The organism is Rhodovulum sp. DZ06, from assembly GCF_050586345.1.
GTDB lineage: Bacteria > Pseudomonadota > Alphaproteobacteria > Rhodobacterales > Rhodobacteraceae > JBOCEF01.
In genome coordinates, this window is sequence record NZ_JBOCEF010000003.1 from 1 (window position 1) to 20337 (window position 20337).

General features: G+C 67.7%; 32 protein-coding genes. 28 read left to right on the top strand and 4 right to left on the bottom strand.

What is annotated here, in order from left to right; translation table 11 throughout:
• The 28 genes from ACQ5SO_RS02010 to rplQ all read left to right on the top strand — a co-directional run.
• A partial coding sequence (locus ACQ5SO_RS02010) for a hypothetical protein (RefSeq protein WP_430940050.1) occupies positions 1-76 on the top strand: 76 nt, incomplete at its 5' end.
• A gap of 159 nt (positions 77-235) precedes the next feature.
• Entirely contained in the window at positions 236-544 is a 309-nt protein-coding gene (gene rpsJ, locus ACQ5SO_RS02015; RefSeq protein WP_430939896.1) for a 30S ribosomal protein S10, read from the top strand.
• Positions 545-554: 10 nt separating this feature from the next.
• Positions 555-1280, top strand: a complete 726-nt coding sequence (rplC, locus tag ACQ5SO_RS02020; RefSeq protein ID WP_430939897.1) for a 50S ribosomal protein L3 — start codon at positions 555-557, stop codon at positions 1278-1280.
• Positions 1280-1900 carry a 50S ribosomal protein L4 gene (gene rplD / locus ACQ5SO_RS02025; protein WP_430939898.1) on the top strand — a complete coding sequence of 207 codons (621 nt, stop codon included), beginning with the start codon at positions 1280-1282 and terminating at the stop codon, positions 1898-1900. The genes rplC and rplD overlap by 1 nt, the downstream gene beginning before the upstream one ends.
• Positions 1897-2193, top strand: a complete 297-nt coding sequence (locus ACQ5SO_RS02030; RefSeq protein ID WP_430939899.1) for a 50S ribosomal protein L23 — start codon at positions 1897-1899, stop codon at positions 2191-2193. Before rplD ends, ACQ5SO_RS02030 begins: the two co-directional genes overlap by 4 nt.
• Before the next feature lie 204 nt (positions 2194-2397).
• Entirely contained in the window at positions 2398-3237 is an 840-nt protein-coding gene (gene rplB, locus ACQ5SO_RS02035; RefSeq protein WP_430939900.1) for a 50S ribosomal protein L2, read from the top strand.
• Positions 3238-3248: 11 nt separating this feature from the next.
• Positions 3249-3527, top strand: coding sequence for a 30S ribosomal protein S19 (rpsS, locus tag ACQ5SO_RS02040; RefSeq protein WP_430939901.1), 279 nt, complete (start codon positions 3249-3251; stop codon positions 3525-3527).
• A 6-nt stretch (positions 3528-3533) separates the two neighbouring features.
• Positions 3534-3914, top strand: coding sequence for a 50S ribosomal protein L22 (gene rplV / locus ACQ5SO_RS02045; RefSeq protein WP_430939902.1), 381 nt, complete (start codon positions 3534-3536; stop codon positions 3912-3914).
• Positions 3914-4624 (top strand): 30S ribosomal protein S3, encoded by a 711-nt coding sequence (gene rpsC, locus ACQ5SO_RS02050; protein ID WP_430939903.1) that lies wholly within the window; start codon positions 3914-3916, stop codon positions 4622-4624. Before rplV ends, rpsC begins: the two co-directional genes overlap by 1 nt.
• Before the next feature lie 12 nt (positions 4625-4636).
• Positions 4637-5050 (top strand): 50S ribosomal protein L16, encoded by a 414-nt coding sequence (gene rplP / locus ACQ5SO_RS02055; RefSeq protein ID WP_430939904.1) that lies wholly within the window; start codon positions 4637-4639, stop codon positions 5048-5050.
• 231 nt (positions 5051-5281) lie between these two features.
• On the top strand, positions 5282-5494 hold the full coding sequence (gene rpmC, locus ACQ5SO_RS02060; protein ID WP_430939905.1) for a 50S ribosomal protein L29: 213 nt from the start codon (positions 5282-5284) through the stop codon (positions 5492-5494).
• A 4-nt stretch (positions 5495-5498) separates the two neighbouring features.
• Positions 5499-5741 (top strand): 30S ribosomal protein S17, encoded by a 243-nt coding sequence (gene rpsQ, locus ACQ5SO_RS02065; RefSeq protein ID WP_430939906.1) that lies wholly within the window; start codon positions 5499-5501, stop codon positions 5739-5741.
• A 68-nt stretch (positions 5742-5809) separates the two neighbouring features.
• Positions 5810-6178, top strand: coding sequence for a 50S ribosomal protein L14 (rplN, locus tag ACQ5SO_RS02070; protein ID WP_430939907.1), 369 nt, complete (start codon positions 5810-5812; stop codon positions 6176-6178).
• Entirely contained in the window at positions 6178-6492 is a 315-nt protein-coding gene (gene rplX, locus ACQ5SO_RS02075) for a 50S ribosomal protein L24 (protein ID WP_430939908.1), read from the top strand. Before rplN ends, rplX begins: the two co-directional genes overlap by 1 nt.
• Positions 6485-7045 (top strand): 50S ribosomal protein L5, encoded by a 561-nt coding sequence (gene rplE / locus ACQ5SO_RS02080; protein WP_430939909.1) that lies wholly within the window; start codon positions 6485-6487, stop codon positions 7043-7045. Before rplX ends, rplE begins: the two co-directional genes overlap by 8 nt.
• Positions 7046-7063: 18 nt before the next feature.
• Positions 7064-7369 (top strand): 30S ribosomal protein S14, encoded by a 306-nt coding sequence (gene rpsN / locus ACQ5SO_RS02085; RefSeq protein WP_430939910.1) that lies wholly within the window; start codon positions 7064-7066, stop codon positions 7367-7369.
• A gap of 10 nt (positions 7370-7379) precedes the next feature.
• Positions 7380-7781 (top strand): 30S ribosomal protein S8, encoded by a 402-nt coding sequence (gene rpsH, locus ACQ5SO_RS02090; RefSeq protein WP_430939911.1) that lies wholly within the window; start codon positions 7380-7382, stop codon positions 7779-7781.
• 13 nt (positions 7782-7794) lie between these two features.
• On the top strand, positions 7795-8328 hold the full coding sequence (gene rplF, locus ACQ5SO_RS02095; RefSeq protein WP_430939912.1) for a 50S ribosomal protein L6: 534 nt from the start codon (positions 7795-7797) through the stop codon (positions 8326-8328).
• 12 nt (positions 8329-8340) lie between these two features.
• Complete coding sequence (gene rplR, locus ACQ5SO_RS02100; protein WP_430939913.1) at positions 8341-8700, top strand: 50S ribosomal protein L18; 360 nt, start codon at positions 8341-8343, stop codon at positions 8698-8700.
• Between the two features lie 11 nt (positions 8701-8711).
• Complete coding sequence (rpsE, locus tag ACQ5SO_RS02105) at positions 8712-9278, top strand: 30S ribosomal protein S5 (RefSeq protein WP_430939914.1); 567 nt, start codon at positions 8712-8714, stop codon at positions 9276-9278.
• 15 nt (positions 9279-9293) lie between these two features.
• Positions 9294-9485: a 50S ribosomal protein L30 gene (gene rpmD / locus ACQ5SO_RS02110; protein WP_430939915.1), complete on the top strand. Its 192-nt coding sequence runs from the start codon at positions 9294-9296 to the stop codon at positions 9483-9485.
• 200 nt (positions 9486-9685) lie between these two features.
• Positions 9686-10168 carry a 50S ribosomal protein L15 gene (gene rplO, locus ACQ5SO_RS02115; protein ID WP_430939916.1) on the top strand — a complete coding sequence of 161 codons (483 nt, stop codon included), beginning with the start codon at positions 9686-9688 and terminating at the stop codon, positions 10166-10168.
• A gap of 91 nt (positions 10169-10259) precedes the next feature.
• Entirely contained in the window at positions 10260-11600 is a 1341-nt protein-coding gene (secY, locus tag ACQ5SO_RS02120; protein ID WP_430939917.1) for a preprotein translocase subunit SecY, read from the top strand.
• The gene (locus tag ACQ5SO_RS02125; RefSeq protein ID WP_430939918.1) at positions 11597-12175 is read left to right on the top strand and encodes an adenylate kinase; all 579 of its coding nucleotides are present in this window, start codon (positions 11597-11599) and stop codon (positions 12173-12175) included. The genes secY and ACQ5SO_RS02125 overlap by 4 nt, the downstream gene beginning before the upstream one ends.
• Positions 12176-12425: 250 nt before the next feature.
• Positions 12426-12794 carry a 30S ribosomal protein S13 gene (rpsM, locus tag ACQ5SO_RS02130; RefSeq protein ID WP_430939919.1) on the top strand — a complete coding sequence of 123 codons (369 nt, stop codon included), beginning with the start codon at positions 12426-12428 and terminating at the stop codon, positions 12792-12794.
• A gap of 15 nt (positions 12795-12809) precedes the next feature.
• A complete protein-coding gene (gene rpsK, locus ACQ5SO_RS02135; RefSeq protein WP_430939920.1) occupies positions 12810-13199 on the top strand; it encodes a 30S ribosomal protein S11 in 390 nt (129 codons plus the stop codon).
• Positions 13200-13342: 143 nt separating this feature from the next.
• Positions 13343-14359 (top strand): DNA-directed RNA polymerase subunit alpha, encoded by a 1017-nt coding sequence (locus ACQ5SO_RS02140; RefSeq protein WP_430939921.1) that lies wholly within the window; start codon positions 13343-13345, stop codon positions 14357-14359.
• Positions 14360-14544: 185 nt separating this feature from the next.
• Complete coding sequence (gene rplQ, locus ACQ5SO_RS02145; protein ID WP_430939922.1) at positions 14545-14967, top strand: 50S ribosomal protein L17; 423 nt, start codon at positions 14545-14547, stop codon at positions 14965-14967.
• Between the two features lie 76 nt (positions 14968-15043).
• On the opposite strand, the gene ACQ5SO_RS02150 is transcribed toward rplQ, so the two are convergent.
• The 4 genes from ACQ5SO_RS02150 to ACQ5SO_RS02165 all read right to left on the bottom strand — a co-directional run bounded on the left by ACQ5SO_RS02150 (position 15044) and on the right by ACQ5SO_RS02165 (position 20249).
• Positions 15044-16675 (bottom strand): Hint domain-containing protein, encoded by a 1632-nt coding sequence (locus tag ACQ5SO_RS02150; protein ID WP_430939923.1) that lies wholly within the window; start codon positions 16673-16675, stop codon positions 15044-15046.
• A 128-nt stretch (positions 16676-16803) separates the two neighbouring features.
• The gene (locus ACQ5SO_RS02155; protein ID WP_430939924.1) at positions 16804-18567 is read right to left on the bottom strand and encodes a PQQ-dependent methanol/ethanol family dehydrogenase; all 1764 of its coding nucleotides are present in this window, start codon (positions 18565-18567) and stop codon (positions 16804-16806) included.
• A 396-nt stretch (positions 18568-18963) separates the two neighbouring features.
• On the bottom strand, positions 18964-19401 hold the full coding sequence (locus ACQ5SO_RS02160) for a c-type cytochrome (protein ID WP_430939925.1): 438 nt from the start codon (positions 19399-19401) through the stop codon (positions 18964-18966).
• Between the two features lie 248 nt (positions 19402-19649).
• Positions 19650-20249 carry a PQQ-dependent catabolism-associated CXXCW motif protein gene (locus ACQ5SO_RS02165; protein ID WP_430939926.1) on the bottom strand — a complete coding sequence of 200 codons (600 nt, stop codon included), beginning with the start codon at positions 20247-20249 and terminating at the stop codon, positions 19650-19652.
• Positions 20250-20337: the final 88 nt, after the last annotated feature.

The following is a 20337-nucleotide window of genomic DNA, read 5'->3' on the forward strand; positions in this document are numbered from 1 at the left end:
AGAGAAGCTGCGCTTCGCCATCCGCGAAGGCGGCCGCACCGTCGGTTCGGGCGTCGTCTCCAAGATCATCGCCTGATCCCGTTTCGCCGGGGCGACCTTTATGGTTGCCTCGGCGGTCGCGGCCTGTTAATGGGCCGCCACACAACAGCGCAGTTCTGTTCCAAAACGCCGGGGGGCGGGTCCCCGCCCTGCGGCGTTTTCGTTGAATTCCCTGCGGAAACAAAGGTATAGCGCCATGCAAGGCCAGAACATCCGGATTCGCCTTCGCGCGTTCGACTACCGCGTGCTGGATGCCAGCACGAAGGAGATCGTCGACACCGCGAAGCGCACCGGCGCCCAGGTGCGCGGGCCCATCCCGCTCCCCAACAAGATCGAGAAGTTCACCGTTCTGCGCGGCCCGCATATCGACAAGAAGTCGCGCGAGCAGTTCGAGATCCGCACCCACAAGCGGATGCTGGACATCGTGGACCCGACCCCGCAGACCGTGGACGCGCTGATGAAGCTCGACCTCGCGGCCGGCGTGGACGTCGAGATCAAGCTCTGAGGGGGGAATGATGCGCTCCGGAGTTATTGCGAAGAAGCTGGGCATGACCCGGCTCTTCATGGAAGACGGTCGCCAGATCCCGGTCACCGTTCTCCAGATGGACAGCGTCCAGGTCGTCGCCCAGCGCACCAACGAGACCGACGGCTACACCGCCGTCCAGCTCGGCGCCGGCTCGGCCAAGGCCAAGAACACCACCGCGCCGCAGCGCGGCCACTTCGCGAAGGCCTCCGTGGCCCCCAAGCGCAAGCTGGTCGAGTTCCGCGTGGACGAGGACAAGCTGATCGAGGTCGGCGCCGAGATTTCGGCTGACCACTTCCTCGCGGGTCAGCATGTCGACGTGGCGGGCACCTCGATCGGTAAAGGCTTCGCCGGCGCCATGAAGCGGCACAACTTCGGCGGTCTGCGCGCGTCGCACGGCGTGTCGATCTCGCACCGCTCGCACGGCTCCACCGGCCAGTGCCAGGATCCGGGCCGCGTGTTCAAGGGCAAGAAGATGGCCGGTCACATGGGCGCCGCCCGTGTCACCATCCAGAACCTCGAGGTCGTGAAGACCGACGCCGACCGTGGCCTGATCATGGTCAAGGGCGCGGTCCCGGGTTCGAAGGGCGGCTGGGTCACCATCCGCGACGCCGTGAAGAAGAAAGCGCCCGAGGGCCTGCCGATGCCCGCCGCCATCAAGGCTGCGGTCGAGGCTGCGGCCGCCGAGGCGGCGCCTGCCGAGGGGGAGGCTGAGTGATGAAAGCTGAAGTCATGACCCTCGACGCGTCCCCGGCGGGCGACGTCGAGCTGAACGACGAGATCTTCGGCCTGGAGCCGCGTGCGGACATCCTGCACCGGGTCGTCCGCTGGCAGCTGGCCAAGCGGCAGGCGGGGACGCACAAGACCAAGACCCGGTCGGAAGTGTCCTACTCCACCAAGAAGATCTACCGGCAGAAGGGCACCGGCGGCGCCCGTCACGGCGACAAGGGCGTGTCCCAGTTCCGTCACGGCGGCACCACCAAGGGCCCGCAGGTCCGCTCCCACGCCCACGACCTTCCCAAGAAGGTCCGCAAGCTGGGTCTGAAGCTGGCCCTGTCGGCGAAGGCGAAAGCCGGTGAGATCGTGGTGATCGAGAACGCCGAGCTGGCCGAGGCGAAGACCAAGGTTCTCGCGGCTTCCGCGAAGAAGCTGGGCCTGCGCCGCGCGCTGGTGATCGACGGCGCCGAGGTGAACGCGAACTTCGCGCTCGCCGCCCGCAACATCGACGGCATCGACGTGCTGCCGAGCCAGGGCGCGAATGTCTATGACATCCTGCGTCGCGACAAGCTCGTCATCACCAAGGCCGGCCTGGAAGCGCTGGAGGCGCGCCTGAAATGACGGTCAAGGCTGAACTCTACGACGTGATCCGCAAGCCGATCATCACCGAGAAGTCGACCATGGCGTCCGAGCAGAACGCCGTCGTCTTCGAGGTGGCGATCGACGCCAACAAGCCGCAGATCAAGGAAGCGGTCGAGACCCTGTTCAACGTCAAGGTCAAGGCGGTCAACACCGCCGTGACCAAGGGCAAGGTCAAGCGCTTCCGCGGCCAGCTGGGGAAGCGGAAAGACGTGAAGAAGGCGTATGTCACCCTCGAAGAGGGCAACGCCATCGACGTCGCCACCGGGCTCTGATACAAGCCCCCACCGACTGATTCTCCGCGGGCCTTCGGGCCCGCGGTTTCGTTGCGGGACAGGTGAGTCGCGCCCCTGGGGCAGGCTCGGATCGCAACGCTCGCGGACCTCCGGGGCCGCACATGCGACGCGGACCTTCGGGGCCGCATGTGGAAACGCGGAGGGGCTCCGTCCCCTTCGCTGACAGTGACGGAAGACAGCAAGATGGCGTTGAAGACTTACAACCCCACGACGCCGGGCCAGCGCGGGCTGGTTCTGATCGACCGTTCGGAACTGTGGAAAGGTCGTCCCGTCAAGACCCTCACCGAGGGTCTGACGAAGAAGGGCGGCCGGAACAACACCGGACGGATCACCGCGCGGCGGCGCGGCGGCGGCGCGAAGCGGCTCTACCGCATCGTGGATTTCAAGCGCAACAAGTTCGATATGCCCGCCACGGTGGAGCGCATCGAGTACGATCCCAACCGGACCGCGTTCATCGCGCTGGTGCGGTACGAGGACGGCCAGCAGGCCTACATCCTGGCGCCGCAGCGCCTCGGCGTCGGCGACAAGGTGATCGCCGGCGCGAAGGTCGACGTGAAGCCGGGCAACGCGATGCCGTTCACCGGCATGCCGATCGGCACGATCGTTCACAACATCGAGTTGAAGCCGGGCAAGGGCGGCCAGATCGCCCGTGCGGCGGGCGCCTACGCCCAGTTCGTCGGTCGTGACGGCGGCTACGCCCAGATCCGCCTTTCTTCGGGCGAACTGCGCATGGTGCGCCAGGAGTGCATGGCGACCATCGGCGCCGTGTCCAACCAGGACCACCAGAACCAGAACCTCGGCAAGGCCGGTCGTGTTCGCCACATGGGCAAGCGCCCCGCCGTCCGCGGCGTCGCGATGAACCCGATCGACCACCCGCATGGCGGCGGCGAAGGCCGTACCTCGGGCGGCCGTCACCCGGTGACCCCGTGGGGCAAGCCCACGAAGGGGCGGAAGACCCGCACCAACAAGGCCACCGACAAGTACATCGTCCGCTCGCGCCACGTGCGCAAAGGCCGCAAGTAAGGAGCGCTTGAATGCCCCGTTCCGTCTGGAAAGGCCCCTTCGTCGACTCCTACGTCCTGAAGAAGGCCGAAAAAGCCCATGCCTCGGGCCGCAGCGAAGTCATCAAGATCTGGTCGCGCCGCAGCACCATTCTGCCGCAGTTCGTCGGTCTGACGTTCGGTGTCTACAATGGCAAGAAGCACATCCCGGTGAACGTCACCGAGGATATGATCGGCCAGAAATTCGGCGAGTATTCGCCCACCCGCACCTACTACGGCCACATGGCCGACAAGAAAGCGAAGCGGAGGTAACGAGATATGGGTAAGACCCAAAATCCGCGCCGCGTCGCGGACAATGAAGCGATGGCCGTGACCCGCATGCTGCGCGTGTCGCCCCAGAAGCTCAACCTTGTCGCCCAGCAGATCCGCAAGAAGCCGGTCGCGCAGGCGATGAACGAGCTGGCCTTCTCGAAGAAGCGGATCGCGATCGACGTGCGCAAGTGCCTGCAGTCGGCCATTGCGAACGCCGAGAACAACCATGGCCTGGACGTCGATGATCTCATCGTCGCCGAGGCGTGGGTCGGCAAGAACCTGGTCATGAAGCGTGGGCGTCCCCGGGCGCGCGGCCGCTTCGGCCGGATCTTCAAGCCGTTCGCGCAGGTCACCGTGAAAGTTCGCCAGGTCGAGGAGAACGCCTGATGGGTAACAAGGTCAATCCGATCGGCCTGCGCCTGCAGGTCAACCGCACCTGGGACAGCCGCTGGTATGCTCCGACCAAGGAGTATGGCGACCTGCTGCACGAGGACCTGCGGATCCGCAAGTTCATCCGTGACAACTGCGCCCAGGCCGGCATCTCCCGCGTGGTGATCGAGCGTCCGCACCGCAAGTGCCGTGTGACCATTCACACCGCGCGCCCGGGCGTGATCATCGGCAAGAAGGGCGCCGACATCGAGAAGCTTCGCCAGAAGCTCTCGAAGCTGACGTCCTCCGAGCTGCACCTCAACATCGTCGAGGTCCGCAAGCCGGAGATCGACGCCCGCCTGGTGGGTGAGAACATCGCCCAGCAGCTCGAGCGCCGCATCGCCTTCCGTCGCGCCATCAAGCGCGCCGTCCAGAACGCCATGCGCATGGGCGCCCTCGGGATCCGGATCAACTGCGGCGGCCGTCTCGGCGGCGCCGAGATCGCCCGGACCGAGTGGTACCGCGAGGGCCGCGTGCCCCTGCACACCCTGCGTGCGGACATCGATCACGCGCATGTCGAGGCGAAGACCGCCTACGGCATCATCGGGATCAAGGTCTGGATCTTCAAAGGCGAGATCATGGAGCACGATCCGGGCGCCCGTGATCGTCGCCAGGCGCAGATGCAGGAAGGCGGCGACAACCGTCGTCCGCGTCGCGACGACCGGTAAGGAGAACCTCCAATGCTTATGCCGAAACGGACCAAGTTCCGTAAACAGCACAAGGGTCGGATCAAGGGCGAAGCGAAGGGCGGCACCGACCTGAACTTCGGCCAGTTCGGCCTGAAGTCCACCGAGCCGGAGCGCATCACCGCGCGCCAGATCGAGGCCGCCCGCCGGGCCATGACGCGTCACATGAAGCGCCAGGGCCGCGTGTGGATCCGCATCTTCCCGGACGTCCCCGTCACCCAGAAGCCCACCGAGGTTCGTATGGGTAAGGGCAAGGGCTCGGTGGAGTACTGGGCGGCCAAGGTCAAGCCGGGCCGCGTGATGTTCGAGATCGACGGCGTGTCCGAGGTCGTGGCCCGCGAGGCGCTCCGCCTCGCCGCCATGAAGCTCCCGGTCAAGTGCCGCTTCGTGCAGCGCGAAGACTGGTGAGTTCCAGGCCCGCAGGCCGGGCCCGGACGACCTGAAAAATGCGAAAACCCCCGCCTTCGGGCGGGGGTTTTTCATCGCCGGGGGGATTCCTCGGCGTTTTACGAATGAGCTGTTGCATCGGGGGGGACTCAAGCCTATACGGCCCCCTCATCCACCTGCTCCGCTGGAATCAGGGTGACGTGCGGCTGACTCGCGCGCGGCTCTCCAGCGACTGTTGAAAGGGAACGGATCATGGCGAAAGCCGCCGATCTTCGGGACATGACCCCGGACCAGCTGCGCGAGAAGCTCGTGTCGCTGAAAAAGGAAGCGTTCAACCTGCGCTTCCAGGCCGCCACCGGCCAGAACGAGAAGACCCACAAGATGACCGAGGTCCGCCGCGACGTCGCGCGGGTCAAGACCATCCTGAACCAGAAAGCGGCCGCGGCCGCTTCGTCGGAGGCCTGAGATCATGCCCAAGCGCATCCTGCAGGGGACCGTGGTGTCCGACCAGAACGCCCAGACCGTGACCGTGCTGGTGGAGCGTCGCTTCACGCACCCGGTCATGAAGAAGACCGTCCGCATGTCCAAGCGCTACCGCGCCCACGACGCGAACGACCAGTACAAGGTGGGCGACAAGGTTCGCATCATCGAGTGCGCCCCCTACTCGAAAACCAAGCGGTGGGAGGTTGTTACCGATCAGGCGGAAGCCTGAGCCGGTAACTCCTTCGACTTTTGTCGAAACCGTGGGGCAGCGTCCCCACAGGTCGGGAGTGATCAGCCATGATCCAGATGCAGACCAACCTCGAGGTCGCCGACAATTCCGGCGCCCGTCGAGTGCAGTGCATCAAGGTGCTCGGCGGCGCGAAGCGTAAATACGCTTCGGTCGGTGACATCATCGTGGTCTCCGTGAAGGAGGCCATTCCGCGCGGCCGCGTGAAGAAGGGCGACGTGCGCAAGGCCGTCGTCGTCCGCACCGCGAAGGAGGTCCGTCGCGAAGACGGCACCGCCATTCGCTTCGATGGCAACGCCGCCGTGATCCTGAACAACAACCTCGAGCCGGTCGGCACCCGTATCTTCGGGCCGGTGGTTCGTGAGCTGCGCGCGAAGAACTTCATGAAGATCATCTCGCTCGCGCCGGAGGTGCTGTGATGGCTGCCAAGCTGAAGAAGGGCGACAAGGTCGTCGTCATCGCCGGCAAGGACAAGGGCCAGGAGGGCGAGATCCTCAAGGTTCTGCCCGCTGAGAACCGCGCGCTGGTGTCGGGCGTGAACATGGTCGTGCGCCATGTCCGCCAGTCGGCCCAGAACGAGGGCGGCCGGATCCGCCAGGAAGCGACCATCGAGCTGTCGAACCTGGCCTATCTCGACCCCAAGGAGGGCGGCCCGACCCGCGTCGGCTTCAAGGAAGTCGACGGCAAGAAGGTTCGCTACGCCAAGAAGTCCGGGGAGATCATCGATGCTTGACGCGACCGATTACACCCCGCGCCTCCGTCAGCTCTACGTGGACTCGATCCGCGCCGCGCTGAAGGAAGAGTTCGGCTACAAGAACGACATGCAGATCCCGCGCCTTGAGAAGATCGTTCTCAACATGGGCGTCGGCGAAGCCGTCAACGACTCGAAGAAGATCAAGGCTGCTTTCGAGGAGCTGGAGAAGATCGCGGGTCAGAAGCCGGTGATCACCAAGGCCAAGAAGTCCATCGCGGGCTTCAAGGTGCGCGAGGGCATGCCCCTCGGCGTCAAGGTGACCCTGCGCGGCGACCGCATGTTCGAATTCCTGGACCGCCTGATCACCATCGCGCTGCCGCGCGTGCGTGACTTCCGCGGCGTGAAGGGGTCGGCGTTCGACGGCCGTGGCAACTACGCCATGGGCCTGAAGGAGCACATCGTGTTCCCCGAGATCGACTATGACCGCATCGACCAGATGTGGGGCATGGACATCGTCATCGGGACCACCGCTCCGACGGACGCCGAGGCGAAGGCCCTGCTCAAGGCCTTCAACATGCCGTTCACCAACTGACGCAGAGGAGAGCTGAACATGGCTAAAGTCAGCATGATCCAGCGCGAGCTGAAGCGCCAGAAACTGGTGGACAAGTATGCCGCCAAGCGCGCCGCGCTGAAGGAGCAGATCGCGAACCCGGAGCTGTCGCTCTCGGACCGCGTGAAACTCTCGATGAAGCTTGCCAAACTGCCGCGCAACTCGTCGGCCACCCGTCTTCGCAACCGCTGCGAAGTCTCGGGCCGTCCGCGCGCCTACTACCGCAAGCTGAAGATGTCCCGTATCGCGCTGCGCGACCTGGCCTCCACCGGCCAGATCCCCGGCATGGTCAAGTCGAGCTGGTGAGGAGCGCACGATGTCTGTGAACGACCCCATCGGCGATATGCTCGCCCGCATCCGCAACGCGCAGATGCGTCGCAAGTCGACCGTCCTCTGCCCGGTCTCCAAGGTCCAGGGCTGGGTGCTCGACGTGCTCCTCGACGAAGGCTTCATCCGCGGCTACGAGAAGCTGCAGCCCGAAGGGCAGGCCTTCCCGATGTTCGAAATCTCGCTGAAGTACTACGACGGCGAGCCGGTGATCCGCGAGCTGAAGCGCGTGTCGACCCCCGGCCGTCGCGTCTACTCCGGCGTGACCGAGCTGCCGCAGGTCCGCCAGGGCCTCGGCGTCGCCATCATCTCCACGCCGAAAGGCGTGATGTCGGATGCCAGCGCCCGCGCCGCCAATGTCGGCGGCGAGGTCCTGTGCACCGTGTTCTAAGGGAGGCCTAGGAATGTCTCGTATCGGCAAGAAACCGATCGAACTGCCCGGCGGCGTCTCGGCGACCGTGTCCGGCCAGAAGATCGATGTGAAGGGCCCGAAGGGGACCCGCAGCTTCAACGCCACGGATGACGTCGACATCATCGTCGACGGCTCCACCGTGTCCGTGAAGCCGCGCGGCTCCTCCAAGCGCGCCCGTCAGCAGTGGGGCATGACCCGCACCCAGATCGCGAATCTGGTGCAGGGCGTGACCGAGGGCTTCAAGAAGGAGCTCGAGATCCAGGGCGTCGGTTACCGCGCCCAGGTTCAGGGCTCGACCCTGAAGATGGCTCTCGGCTATTCCCATGACGTCGAGTTCGCGATCCCCGCGGGCATCGACATCAAGTGCGCGAAGCCCACCGAGATCGAAGTGACCGGGATCGACCAGCAGCTGGTCGGCCAGGTTGCCGCGAACATCCGGGAGTGGCGGAAGCCCGAGCCCTACAAGGGCAAAGGCATTCGCTACAAGGGCGAATACATCTTCCGCAAGGAAGGTAAGAAGAAGTAAGGAGCGCACAAGATGGCGAACTCGAAGCGAGAGCTGTTCATCAAGCGCCGCCTGCGCAACCGGAACAAGCTCAAGAAGTTCTCGGGCGGCAAGCCGCGTCTGTCGGTGCACCGGTCGAACAAGAACCTCTCTGTCCAGATCATCGACGACGCCCAGGGCCGGACCCTGGCCGCGGCCTCGACGCTGGAGCAGGCCCACGGCGTCGTGGGTCGCAACAACAAGGATGCCGCCGCGAAAATCGGCGCCATCATCGCCGAGCGTGCCAAAGCGGCGGGCGTGGAAGAAGTCGTGTTCGATCGCGGCGGCTTCCTGTTCGCGGGCAAGCTCAAAGCGCTCGCCGATGCCGCCCGTGAGGGCGGTCTGAAGTTCTAAGGAGGCGTATCATGGCCAGGAATGACGACCGCCGCGATCGCCGCGAGCGTGAAGATCCCGAATTCGCCGATCGTCTCGTTGCGATCAACCGCGTCTCCAAGACCGTGAAGGGCGGCAAGCGCTTCGGCTTCGCCGCGCTCGTGGTCGTCGGCGACCAGAAGGGCCGCGTCGGCTTCGGCAAGGGCAAGGCCCGCGAAGTCCCCGAGGCGATCCGGAAGGCCACCGAGCAGGCGAAGCGGCAGATGATCCGCGTTCCGCTGCGCGAGGGCCGGACCCTTCATCACGACATGCAGGGCCGTCACGGCGCCGGCAAGGTCGTGATGCGGACCGCCCCGCAGGGCACCGGCATCATCGCGGGCGGCCCGATGCGCGCCGTCTTCGAGATGCTGGGCGTCCAGGACGTGGTGGCGAAGTCGCTGGGGTCGCAGAACCCCTACAACATGATCCGTGCGACCCTTCAGGGTCTGGGCGCCGCCCAGTCCCCGCGCCAGGTGGCCTCGCGCCGCGGCAAGAAGGTCGCGGACATCCTTCCCAAGCGTGACGACGTCCCGGCGGAAGCCGAGACCGTCGAAGCCTGATAGGAGTTCGGACCCATGGGCAAGACCATCGTCGTGAAGCAGATCGGTTCGCCGATCCGCCGTCCCGCCAAGCAGCGTGAGACCCTGATCGGTCTCGGGCTGAACAAGATGCACAAGACCCGCGAGCTCGAGGACACCCCCTCGGTGCGCGGCATGGTCGCGAGCATCCCGCACCTGGCGAAGATCATCGAGGAGAAGGACGGCTGAGGCCGTCCACCTCTTGAAGCTGCGGCGGCGCGCCTCTAAAAGGGCGCGCCGCTCGTCCTTTCGGGCCCCGAGAATCGGGACCGGGGAAGGGCAGGGGGCCCCGGCCCCGGGGGCGCGTCCCCCGCACCCAGACAGATCATCCGTCGATGGGCCCGCCGCCAGACGCGGCGCGGGCATCCGACACGAAAAGGAAAAGCGTCATGAAACTGCATGAGCTCCGCGACAATCCCGGCGCCACCAAAGCCCGCAAGCGCGTCGGCCGCGGCCCGGGTTCGGGCATCGGCAAGATGGGCGGCCGCGGCATCAAGGGCCAGTCCTCGCGCTCCGGCGTCGCCATCAACGGCTTCGAGGGCGGCCAGATGCCGATCTACCGCCGTCTGCCCAAGCGCGGTTTCAACCCGATCAACGCGAAGAACTTCGCCGTTGTGAACCTGGACGGGATCCAGAAGTTCATCGACGCCGGCAAGCTGAACGCCGCCGAGATCACCGAGGACGCGCTGGTCGCGTCGGGCCTCGTGCGCCGCAAGCTGGACGGCATCCGCGTCCTGGGCCGCGGCGAGCTCAAGCAGGCCGTGACCGTCACCGTCACCGGCGCCTCCAAGTCGGCCGCGGCCGCCATCAAGGCCGCCGGCGGGTCGATCACCGTCGCTGAGAAAGCCGAGGCGCCGGCCGAGGCCGAATGATCGCATTGCACGCAAGCGTGCACGCGACTAGGTAAACAGGCGCCGCCGCGGGGATCCCCCCCGGGCGGCGCAATCATGGAAGGGCATGCGCATGGCGTCGGCAGCCGAGCAGATGGCCGCGAACCTGTCCTGGAGCACCCTTGGCAAGGCCAAGGATCTCCAGGCACGCATCTGGTTCACCCTCGGTCTCCTGATCATCTATCGCGTGGGCACCTACATCCCGCTTCCGGGCATCGACCCGGGCCAGCTTGCGCGCTTCGTCGAGCAGACGCAGGGCGGGATCCTGGGGGTGTTCAACATGTTCGCCGGCGGCGCCGTCAGCCGCATGGCGATCTTCACCCTCGGCATCATGCCCTACATCTCGGCGTCGATCATCATGCAGCTGATGAGCTCGATGGTCCCCGAGCTGGAGAAGATGAAGAAGGACGGCGAAGCCGGCCGCCGGAAGATCAACCAGTACACCCGCTACGGCACGGTGATCCTGGCCACCTTCCAGGCCTACGGCATCGCGGTGGGTCTCGAGGGCCAGGAACTGGCCATGGACCCGGGCTGGTTCTTCCGCGCCTCGGCCGTCATCTCGCTCGTCGGCGGCACCATGCTGCTGATGTGGCTGGGCGAGCAGATCACCGCGCGCGGGATCGGCAACGGCATCTCGCTGATCATCTACGCGGGCATCGTGGCCGAGCTGCCGCGCGCCATGGCGCAGATGTTCGAGCTGGGGCGCACCGGCCAGCTGGCCGCGGCGATCATCCTGCTGGTCCTCGTCCTCGCGGTCGTGGTGATCGCGGGCGTGGTCTATATCGAGCGGGCGCAGCGCCGGATCCTCGTGCAGTATCCCAAGCGCCAGGTCGGCCAGAAGATGTACGGGGGCGAGAATTCGTTCCTGCCGCTGAAGGTCAACACCGCGGGCGTCATCCCGCCGATCTTCGCCTCGTCGCTGCTGCTGCTGCCGACCACCATCGCCAGCTTCTCGGCCGATGGCGGCACCACCGGCATCCTCGGCTGGATCTCGGCCTATTTCGGGCCGGGGCAGGCGGGCTACCTGATCTTCTTCGTGGCCATGATCGTGTTCTTCTCGTTCTTCTACACCTCGGTGGTCTTCAACCCCGAGGAGGTGTCGGAGAACCTGCGGCGCAACGGCGGCTACGTGCCGGGCATCCGTCCGGGCAAGAAGACGGCCGAATATCTCGACTTCGTCCTCAACCGCCTGACGGTGCTGGGCGCGCTCTACCTCTCGATCATCTGTCTCATGCCGGAGATCCTGCGGGCCGAGCTCGCCGTGCCCTTCTACTTTGGCGGCACTTCGCTTCTGATCGTCGTGTCGGTAACCATGGACACGGTCACGCAGGTGCAATCCCACCTGCTCGCGCATCAGTACGAGGGGCTGATCGAGAAATCGAAGCTCCGCGGCAAAGGGAAGAAACGTCGATGAACATCATCCTGCTTGGCCCGCCGGGCGCCGGCAAGGGCACCCAGGCCGCCCGCCTGATCCAGGACCGCGGCATGGTCCAGCTCTCCACCGGCGACATGCTGCGCGAAGCCCAGGCGGCGGGCACGCCGCTGGGCGAGAAGGTGAAGGACATCATGGCGCGGGGCGATCTCGTCACCGACCAGATCGTCATCGACCTGATCGCCGAGAAGCTCGAGGCGGGCGCGGAGGGCGGCTTCATCTTCGACGGCTTCCCGCGGACGCTGGCCCAGGCCGACGCCCTGGGCGAGCTGCTGGCGGCGAAGGGCGAGACGCTGGACAAGGTGATCCAGCTGAAGGCCGATGACGAGGTGCTGGTGAAGCGCGTGGTGAACCGCGCGGCGGAAGCGGTGGCGGCGGGCGGCAAGGCCCGGGCCGACGACAACGCCGAGGCGATGCGCACGCGGCTGTTCAACTACTACCGCGACACCGGCCCGCTGATCGGCTATTATCACGCCAAGGGTCTTCTGACCGCGCTGGACGGGCTGGGCGAGATCGACGCCGTGGCCGCCGCCGTGAAGGCCGCGCTGGACGCCTGACGCGCCGCCCCGAAGAAAGGCGCGCGGGGGTGTTCGCGCGGGGTTGACGCCCCCCGAGTCGCTCCTATACTCCGCGCCCTCAGTACGAAGAGTCGCAAAAGGGTTGACCCGTTGCGACTCAGCGTCCAGCCCCCCGGTTCCGGGGGGCTTCGACGTCAGGGGGTCCGCTCCCCGACATTCACAGATGACGCGGCGCATCTTACCGGCCCCCTGGGACCGGGCGCGTCGTGAAACCGAACGGAGATCCGGTTTGGCCCGCATTGCAGGCGTTAACATCCCGACCCACAAACGGGTCCACATCGCCCTGACCTACATCCACGGCATCGGCGACACGACCGCCAAGGAAATCTGCGCCGCCGTCGGCGTGGCCGAAGAGCGCCGCGTGAACGAGCTGTCGGACGCCGAGGTCCTCGCGATCCGTGAGCACATCGACGCCAACGTGACCGTGGAAGGCGACCTTCGCCGTGAAGTCGCGGTCAACATCAAGCGCCTGATGGACCTCGGCTGCTACCGCGGCCTGCGTCACCGCCGCGGCCTGCCCGTGCGCGGCCAGCGCACCCACACCAACGCCCGCACCCGCAAGGGCCCGGCGAAGCCGATCGCCGGCAAGAAGAAGTAAGGGAGGGCAGGACAGATGGCTCGCGACAAGCAGCGCACGAAGCGCAAGGAGCGGAAGAACATCTCGTCGGGCGTGGCCCACGTGAACTCTTCCTTCAACAACACCAAGATCCTCATCGCCGACGCCCAGGGCAACGCGATCTCGTGGTCGTCCTCGGGCGCCATGGGCTTCCGCGGCTCGCGCAAGTCGACCCCGTACGCCGCCCAGGTGGCTGCGGAAGACGCGGCGAAGAAGGCGATGGATCACGGCCTGCGCACCCTCGAGGTCGAGGTGCAGGGCCCCGGCGGCGGCCGCGAGTCGGCGCTGCGCGCCTTCCAGGCCGCCGGTCTGACCGTGACCGCGATCCGGGACGTCACCCCGATCCCGCACAACGGCTGCCGCCCGCCGAAGCGCCGCCGCGTCTGACGCGCAGCGCCTGACAAGAACTGGCCCGCCCCCACCTTGAAGGGGCGGGTCTTCGCCGTTGAAACGGCAGCCTTTCAAGGTTTCCTCGGGACGTCCGCAGCAGTCTGGATCCCGCAGCGGACAGGAATGGAGGACCACGCCCCATGATCCACAAGAACTGGCAGGAACTCATCCGGCCCACCCGCCTCGACATCCGCGCGGGCGCCGACGCGTCGGCGCAGGCCACGGTGATCGCCGAGCCGCTCGAGCGGGGCTTCGGCCTGACCCTCGGCAACGCGCTGCGCCGCGTGCTGCTGTCGTCGCTCCAGGGCGCCGCGATCACCTCGATTCAGATCGACGGCGTTCTGCATGAATTCTCGTCCATCGCCGGCGTGCGCGAGGACGTGACCGACGTCGTCCTGAACATCAAGGGCGTGGCGGTGAAGATGGAGGTCGAAGGGCCCAAGCGCCTGACCCTCCAGAAGACCGGCCCGGGCGTCGTCAGCGCCGGGGACATCCAGACCACCGCGGGGATCGAGATCCTGAACCCCGACCACGTGATCTGCCACCTCGACCAGGGCGCGTCGCTCCACATGGAGCTGACCGTGAACACCGGCAAGGGCTACGTCCCCGCCGACAAGCAGAAGACCGAGGACAGCCCGATCGGCCTGATCCCCGTCGACGCGCTGTTCTCGCCGGTCAAGAAGGTGTCCTACAAGGTCGAGCCGACCCGCGAGGGCCAGGTGCTGGACTATGACAAGCTGACGCTCTCGATCGAGACCGACGGCTCCGTCACCCCCGAGGACGCCGTGGCCTTCGCCGCGCGCATCCTGCAGGACCAGCTGGCCGTCTTCGTCAACTTCGACGAGCCGGACGCGGTGCAGCGCAAGGAAGAGCAGGACGACCTCGAGTTCAACCCGCTCCTGCTCAAGAAGGTGGACGAGCTGGAGCTCTCGGTGCGGTCTGCGAACTGCCTGAAGAACGACAACATCGTCTATATCGGCGACCTGATCCAGAAGACCGAGGCGGAGATGCTGCGCACCCCGAACTTCGGCCGCAAGTCGCTGAACGAGATCAAGGAAGTGCTCTCGACCATGGGTCTGCACCTCGGCATGGACGTGCCGGACTGGCCCCCCGAGAACATCGAAGAGCTGGCCCGCAAGTACGAAGACCAGTTCTGATCCGCGTTTCGCTTTGGCGCCCGCCGCATCCCCTTGCGGCGGGCGTCGCACGCCTGTATAGGGCGCGCACCCGGGCGAAAGCCCCAAGGAGGCCCGCGACGCAAGAACGGGCCGGACAAAGCAAAAGCGCCCCCCAGGGGCATCCATCCGGGGCCTCGCGCCCCTCTTGAGACCGGAGAAATCCCATGCGTCACGGCAACGGCTACCGCAAGCTGAACCGCACCCACGAGCACCGCAAGGCGATGTTCGCGAACATGGCCTGCTCGCTGATCGAGCACGAGCAGATCAAGACCACCCTGCCCAAGGCCAAGGAAATGAAGCGGATCATCGACAAGATGATCACCCTCGGCAAGAAGGGCGACCTGCACTCGCGCCGCAACGCCATGTCCCGCCTGAAGCAGGACGCGGCCGTGAAGAAGCTGTTCGAAGTTCTCGGCCCGCGCTACGCCGAGCGTTCGGGCGGCTACTGCCGCGTGCTGAAGGCCGGCTTCCGCTATGGCGACATGGCGCCGATGGCGGTGATCGAGCTGGTCGACCGTGACACCTCCGCCAAGGGCGCCGCCGACCGTGCGCGCCTGGCCGAGGAAGAGGCGAACGCCGAGGCCTGAGCCTCTGCCGCATCGCCGGACGGAAAGCGCCGCCCCACGGGGCGGCGTTTTTCGTTTGCGGCGCCAGGCGGGCGGGTCAGGCCATGGCGGGGCAGGGCGAGGGCCGCGCCGTCTCCTCCTGGCCGAAAGGGCGGGCGCCCGTCGCCATCGCCCGCCGTCCCTTGCGGGCGCCGAGCAGCGGCAGGGCGGGGCTGAGCGGTCCTGTCAGCGCCTCGACCCGCCGGATCGCCGCGCGCCCGTCGGGCCCCATCGAGGCGCGCGTGGCGGGGCCGGGCAGGTAGCTCTCGACCGCCAGCCCCTCGGCGAAGATCACCGCGTGGCGGGGCAGCAGCAGCGCGAGGTAGAGCGCGGCGGGGGCCTGCGTCTCATGCCGGACGCCGCCGCCGCCGAGGAGCGCGCGGGCCGGGGTCAGCGCCTCGGGGCCGCGCCGGCGGCGCAGCGCCACCCGGTGCTGCGGAGACAGGCGCAGCGCCCGCCGCGGCAGGCCTCGTCCGAAGGCCCCCGCGTCGATGCGCAGGGGCATGTGCCGCCCCTTCGCCCCCCGCAGGGCGATGCGGCGCAGGACCAGCAGGACCGGCAGCGGCCCGTCCGCCAGCGTCTCCACCAGGTCCCCCTGGGCCAGCGTCTCCACCGCCCGCGGCCCCGAGGGCGTGGCGATGCGGACCCCGGGGCAGAAGCAGGCGGGCACGCCGAGCGCCACCAGCGAATTGAACTGCGACCGGCTGGTGCTCAGGTCCAGCGTGCCCGGCGGCAGGGTGATGCTCTCTCCGCCCGGGAAGCTGAGGGTCTGGTCGCCGGAGACCCCATCCTCGGTCACCGTGATGTCGGCGGCGGTCAGCTGGCGGCCGAGCGCGGCGTCGAGACCGGAGGTGTCGAGCAGGTCCTCGGCCGCGTTGAAGTCGCTCGCCGTGTCCGCCCCGCCGCCCGAGGTGATGACGAAGGTGTCCGCCCCCGCGCCGCCAAGCAGCGTGTCGTCGCCCGCCCCGCCCTCGAGCGTATCCGCCCCGGCCTCGCCATGGAGGGTGTCGGCCCCGGCGCCCCCGCGCAGGATGTCGTCGCCCTCGCCGCCATGGATGGTGTCGGCGCCGTCCCCCGCGTCCACCACGTCGTCCCCGGCATTGGCCGACAGGTGCGTCAGGGGGATGGCGTCGAACTCCGTCTCGGTCGGGTAGTCGGCGCCTGTTAGGTAGACGTTGAGGGCCGAGGGCCCCTGGTAGTTGTACTGGATGATGACGATGTCGTGCTGCCCCGCGCTCAGCGGGATCGAGGCATAGGCCTGCGGGCCGCCATCGTGCAGCCCGTCATGGTTGATGACCTGCACCCCGTCGATGAACAGCATCGAGCCGTCGTCCGAGTTCATGCGGAAATCATAGGTTCCCGCGGTGTCGATGGTGAGGGTGGAGACGAAGCGGGTGGCGAAGAGCTCGGTCGCCGTGCCGTTGGCGTTGGTCTCGCCGATATAGGGGGCGATGGCCCCGACATCGGAGGTGTCGACGCCCCCGGCATGGGTGATGTCGGTCGAGGTCACCGTGGCGTTGGCGGCGTCGTAGTCGCCATTGGTGAGGTCGAAGCCGAGCTCCGAGAGGCTGTTCACCGGCGACGGGTTCTCGTACTCGATCCACTGGATCCAGTATCGGTTGTTCCCGAACGTGTTGTCCTGGTTGGATCCGGCGTAGCTGTTGGGGGTCGAGCCGGTGGTCTCGGCCATGGGGCATCCTCGGGCGTGGTGGTGGGCGAGGATGGCAGGGCAGGGTGAACGGGGGGTTATGCGCCCCCACCCCAAAGAAAAAGGGCGGCGCTTTCGCGCCGCCCCCTCTCAACTCCGTCCCGATGGGATCAGTTGGACGCCAGTTGCTTCGGCAGCTTGAAGGTCCAGACCGAACCGCCCTGGTTCAGGTAGTTGACCTTCTTGGCGACCTCGCCGCCCCAGAGCGGAACCGCGCCGCCCCAGCCGGAGACGACCGACACGTACTGCTCGCCGTCCATCTCCCAGGTCACGGGCTGGCCGACGATGCCCGAGCCGGTCTGGAACTTCCACAGCTCCTCGCCGGTGTCGGCGTCAAGCGCCTTGAAGTAGCCCTCGGGGGTTCCGTAGAACACCAGGCCGCCGGCGGTGGTCATCACGCCGCCCCAGAGCGGGGCGTTGTTCTTGACCTCCCACTTCTGCTCCATGGTGGTCGGGTCGATCGCGCGGATGGCGCCGATGTAGTCTTCGTAGAGCGGCTTGATGGTGAAGCCGGACCCCAGGTAGGCGGCGCCCTTCTTGTAGGTCACCGGCTCGTTCCAGATGTCCATGCCCCACTCGTTCGCCGGCACGTAGAACAGGCCGGTGTCGGGGTTGTGGGCCATCGGCATCCAGTTCTTGCCGCCGAGGAAGCCGGGGGCCGAGAACACGACCTCGCCCTTCTTGCCGTCGGCCGCGTCGGCCGGGTTGCCGGGACGGTTGTCCTCGTTGAAGATCGGGCGGCCGTTCTCGTCGATGCCCGAGGCCCAGGTGATCTGGGTGACGAAGGGCATGGCGTCGACGAACTTCCCGTCCTCGCGGTTCAGCACGTAGAAGAAGCCGTTGCGGTCCGCGGTGGCGTAGCGCTTGTTGCCGTTCCGGTCGGTGAAGGCGACGACTTCGTTGACGCCGTCATAGTCCCAGCCCTCGCGCGGGGTGGACTGGAAGTGCCACTTGATCTCGCCGGTCGCCGGGTCGATGCCGAGGCGCGAGGCGGCGTAGAGGTTGTCGCCCGAGCCGTCGTTGCCCGAACCGGCGCCGCGCAGGTGGGAGTTCCACGGGGCGGGGTTGCCGGTGCCGAACACGAGGGTGTCGGTGTCGGCGTCGTAGGAGCCGCCGAGCCAGGTGGCGCCGCCGCCGGTCTTCCACATGTCGCCCGGCCAGGACGCGTTCAGCGTGCCGGTCATGGTGGATTCTTCGCCGTTGAGGGTGCCCATGTGGCCCTCGATCACCGGGCGGGTCCAGACCATCTCGCCGGTTTCGGCGTCACGCGCCTGCACTTCGCCGACGATGCCGAATTCGCCGCCGGAGTTGCCGGTGATGACGAGGCCGTTCACGATCAGCGGCGCGGCGGTGTAGGAATAGCCGGCCTTGTAGTCGGCGATCTTCTTGCGCCACTTGACCTTGCCGGTCTTCAGGTCGAGCGCGACGATGCGCGCGTCCAGCGTGCCGAAGTAGAAGCTGTCGCCATAGATGGCGCCGCCGCGGTTGATGACGTCGCAGCAGGGCAGGATGCCCTCGGGCAGGCGCGCGTCGTACTGCCAGATCTCCTCGCCGGTCTTCACGTCGATGGCGTAGACGCGGGAGTAGGAGCCGGTGATGTACATGATCCCGTCATGGATCAGCGGCTGGGTCTCCTGCCCGCGCTGCTTCTCGCCGCCGAGGCTGAAGGCCCAGGCGGGGACCAGGTTCTTGACGTTGTCCTTGTTCAGGGTGTCCAGCGGCGAGAAGCGCTGCAGGTGGCGCCCCATGCCGTTGGTCAGCACGTCGCCGGTGGTCATGGCGTCGTTGGCGAGGTCGGCTTCGGTCACGCCCTCGGCGACCGCGCCCGTGGCCGCCAGCGCGAAGGCGGAAGCCGCGATAAGCAGAGATTTCATGGATGTCCTCCCGAGACGTCTGTGAACCGGCCGCGTCGCCGGTTCTCATCAAACTCGGGGAATTCGTCTCACGATTCCGACAGCACGTGGAATTGGACCATGGTCCTATGGGGCGCCGCAGCGGCCTCAAGGCCCTGCAGGGCGGCGCTTTCCACCCGAAACCACGCCCCGGATGCGACCAAAGTCGTAGCGGCGGCGGGGGGATGGGCGAGGGCGGCGGGGGATGGGCGGCGGCGCGGGACGCCCGGTCCGGGGAAGGATCGGACCGGGGGGGCGGGTCCCGCGCCGGCCGCGGGTCCGCCGCGCCCGCGCCGGGGGGAGAGCCCGGGGGCGCGGCGGGGCGGCGCGGGCGGGGTGCGGGACCCCGCCCGGGCGCGTCGATCGGCGCGGCGCGGATCAGTCCGCCTTGTCGATGGCGCTGTTGTCCCTGGTGGTGATCGACTTCAGGTAGCTCAGGATGAAGTCCTGGGCGGTGCGGTCCTCGATGCCCACGTGGCGCATCTTGGTGCCGGGCATGAAGCCGTCATTGTCCTCCATCCAGGCGCGCAGGGCGGCCGGGGTCCAGACGATCCCCGAGGCTTCGAGCGCGACCGAGTAATCGTAATCGGGATAGGTCCCGGCCCCGCGCCCGACCACGTTCACCAGCGGCGGGCCGTAGCTGTCATGATCGGCGTCCGGCGCGTGGCAGCGGCGGCACTCGCGCACGAACAGCGCCTCGCCGGCCAGGATCTTCACGTCCTCGAACGTGTCGGCGGCGGCGGGCAGGGGGGCGATGGCGGGGGCGCCCAGCAGCATGGCGGCGAGGGCGGCGAGGCGGAGCGGGTGCGCGGTCATGGCGGCGGTCCTTTCGGGTTTCGGACGCGGACGGCCCCCGGCGGGACGTCGTGGGGAGGACGGCCGGGGGCCGGACCGCGTCGGCGCTCCGCCGGGGCCGCCAGGCCCGTGATCGGGTTCGGCGGGGGCGGCGTGGGCGCAAGGGGAAGATGCGCCCGAACGCCCCGCGCGCCGTTGATCGAGGTCAACCGCGGCATTGGACTTTGGTAGGGGGGGGGCGCCGCCAGGGGGCGCGGGCGCGCGCGGCGTCAGTCGAGGTCCACCGGCGTCGGCGGGACCGGCGCCAGCGCCCAGCCCGCGTCCAGCCAGCCGTCGGTCCCGAGGCGGAACCACGCGACGTCGGTGTAGCCGAAGCTCTCGGCCGCGCGGCGGGCGGCGTTCCAGCTCATCCAGCAATCGGCGACGCAGAAGACCACCAGCGCCCGGCCCCGGTCGCCCCCGGTGAGGCGCGCCAGCGCCCCTTCGAACCAGCGGGCGATCTCGGGCGTCAGCGTTCCGCGCCCGACCTCGGGCAGCCAGGTCGCGCCGGGGATCGAGAAGCGCGTCTCCCGCTCGCGCCACGTGCCGTCGAGCTCGTCATAGCGGGGCGAGAAGGCGCCGTAGACGTCGACGGCGACCGCGCCCGCGTCGATCAGCGCGCGGGCCTCGGCGGCGCCGACGCGGCGCGCGGGGGCGGGGATGTCGGCGGGGGTGGGCGCGCGCTGGCGGGCGATGCGAAAGCCGGTCTCGGCGTGGAACAGGTCGGGGCGCGCGGCGCGGATCTCCTCCCACCCGCGCGGTTCGGCCCGCGCGGCGGCGGGGGCGGCGAGGGCGAGGGCCAGGAGCAGGAGGGCGGCGGCGCGGGTCATGGGCGCAGTCTAGGCCCGCCCGCGTCCCGGTCCAGAGGGGCGGGGGCAGGCTGATGGTCCTATTTTACCGCGCGCCGGGGGATGGATA

What these genes read in the sequence shown, in the direction of transcription:
- rpsJ (WP_430939896.1), top strand. Translation starts at nt 236, where the DNA reads ATGCAAGGCCAGAACATCCGGATTCGCCTTCGCGCGTTCGACTACCGC.
- rplC (WP_430939897.1), top strand. Translation starts at nt 555, where the DNA reads ATGCGCTCCGGAGTTATTGCGAAGAAGCTGGGCATGACCCGGCTCTTC.
- rplD (WP_430939898.1), top strand. Translation starts at nt 1,280, where the DNA reads ATGAAAGCTGAAGTCATGACCCTCGACGCGTCCCCGGCGGGCGACGTC.
- ACQ5SO_RS02030 (WP_430939899.1), top strand. Translation starts at nt 1,897, where the DNA reads ATGACGGTCAAGGCTGAACTCTACGACGTGATCCGCAAGCCGATCATC.
- rplB (WP_430939900.1), top strand. Translation starts at nt 2,398, where the DNA reads ATGGCGTTGAAGACTTACAACCCCACGACGCCGGGCCAGCGCGGGCTG.
- rpsS (WP_430939901.1), top strand. Translation starts at nt 3,249, where the DNA reads ATGCCCCGTTCCGTCTGGAAAGGCCCCTTCGTCGACTCCTACGTCCTG.
- rplV (WP_430939902.1), top strand. Translation starts at nt 3,534, where the DNA reads ATGGGTAAGACCCAAAATCCGCGCCGCGTCGCGGACAATGAAGCGATG.
- rpsC (WP_430939903.1), top strand. Translation starts at nt 3,914, where the DNA reads ATGGGTAACAAGGTCAATCCGATCGGCCTGCGCCTGCAGGTCAACCGC.
- rplP (WP_430939904.1), top strand. Translation starts at nt 4,637, where the DNA reads ATGCTTATGCCGAAACGGACCAAGTTCCGTAAACAGCACAAGGGTCGG.
- rpmC (WP_430939905.1), top strand. Translation starts at nt 5,282, where the DNA reads ATGGCGAAAGCCGCCGATCTTCGGGACATGACCCCGGACCAGCTGCGC.
- rpsQ (WP_430939906.1), top strand. Translation starts at nt 5,499, where the DNA reads ATGCCCAAGCGCATCCTGCAGGGGACCGTGGTGTCCGACCAGAACGCC.
- rplN (WP_430939907.1), top strand. Translation starts at nt 5,810, where the DNA reads ATGATCCAGATGCAGACCAACCTCGAGGTCGCCGACAATTCCGGCGCC.
- rplX (WP_430939908.1), top strand. Translation starts at nt 6,178, where the DNA reads ATGGCTGCCAAGCTGAAGAAGGGCGACAAGGTCGTCGTCATCGCCGGC.
- rplE (WP_430939909.1), top strand. Translation starts at nt 6,485, where the DNA reads ATGCTTGACGCGACCGATTACACCCCGCGCCTCCGTCAGCTCTACGTG.
- rpsN (WP_430939910.1), top strand. Translation starts at nt 7,064, where the DNA reads ATGGCTAAAGTCAGCATGATCCAGCGCGAGCTGAAGCGCCAGAAACTG.
- rpsH (WP_430939911.1), top strand. Translation starts at nt 7,380, where the DNA reads ATGTCTGTGAACGACCCCATCGGCGATATGCTCGCCCGCATCCGCAAC.
- rplF (WP_430939912.1), top strand. Translation starts at nt 7,795, where the DNA reads ATGTCTCGTATCGGCAAGAAACCGATCGAACTGCCCGGCGGCGTCTCG.
- rplR (WP_430939913.1), top strand. Translation starts at nt 8,341, where the DNA reads ATGGCGAACTCGAAGCGAGAGCTGTTCATCAAGCGCCGCCTGCGCAAC.
- rpsE (WP_430939914.1), top strand. Translation starts at nt 8,712, where the DNA reads ATGGCCAGGAATGACGACCGCCGCGATCGCCGCGAGCGTGAAGATCCC.
- rpmD (WP_430939915.1), top strand. Translation starts at nt 9,294, where the DNA reads ATGGGCAAGACCATCGTCGTGAAGCAGATCGGTTCGCCGATCCGCCGT.
- rplO (WP_430939916.1), top strand. Translation starts at nt 9,686, where the DNA reads ATGAAACTGCATGAGCTCCGCGACAATCCCGGCGCCACCAAAGCCCGC.
- secY (WP_430939917.1), top strand. Translation starts at nt 10,260, where the DNA reads ATGGCGTCGGCAGCCGAGCAGATGGCCGCGAACCTGTCCTGGAGCACC.
- ACQ5SO_RS02125 (WP_430939918.1), top strand. Translation starts at nt 11,597, where the DNA reads ATGAACATCATCCTGCTTGGCCCGCCGGGCGCCGGCAAGGGCACCCAG.
- rpsK (WP_430939920.1), top strand. Translation starts at nt 12,810, where the DNA reads ATGGCTCGCGACAAGCAGCGCACGAAGCGCAAGGAGCGGAAGAACATC.
- ACQ5SO_RS02140 (WP_430939921.1), top strand. Translation starts at nt 13,343, where the DNA reads ATGATCCACAAGAACTGGCAGGAACTCATCCGGCCCACCCGCCTCGAC.
- rplQ (WP_430939922.1), top strand. Translation starts at nt 14,545, where the DNA reads ATGCGTCACGGCAACGGCTACCGCAAGCTGAACCGCACCCACGAGCAC.
- ACQ5SO_RS02150 (WP_430939923.1), bottom strand. Translation starts at nt 16,675, where the DNA reads ATGGCCGAGACCACCGGCTCGACCCCCAACAGCTACGCCGGATCCAAC.
- ACQ5SO_RS02155 (WP_430939924.1), bottom strand. Translation starts at nt 18,567, where the DNA reads ATGAAATCTCTGCTTATCGCGGCTTCCGCCTTCGCGCTGGCGGCCACG.
- ACQ5SO_RS02160 (WP_430939925.1), bottom strand. Translation starts at nt 19,401, where the DNA reads ATGACCGCGCACCCGCTCCGCCTCGCCGCCCTCGCCGCCATGCTGCTG.
- ACQ5SO_RS02165 (WP_430939926.1), bottom strand. Translation starts at nt 20,249, where the DNA reads ATGACCCGCGCCGCCGCCCTCCTGCTCCTGGCCCTCGCCCTCGCCGCC.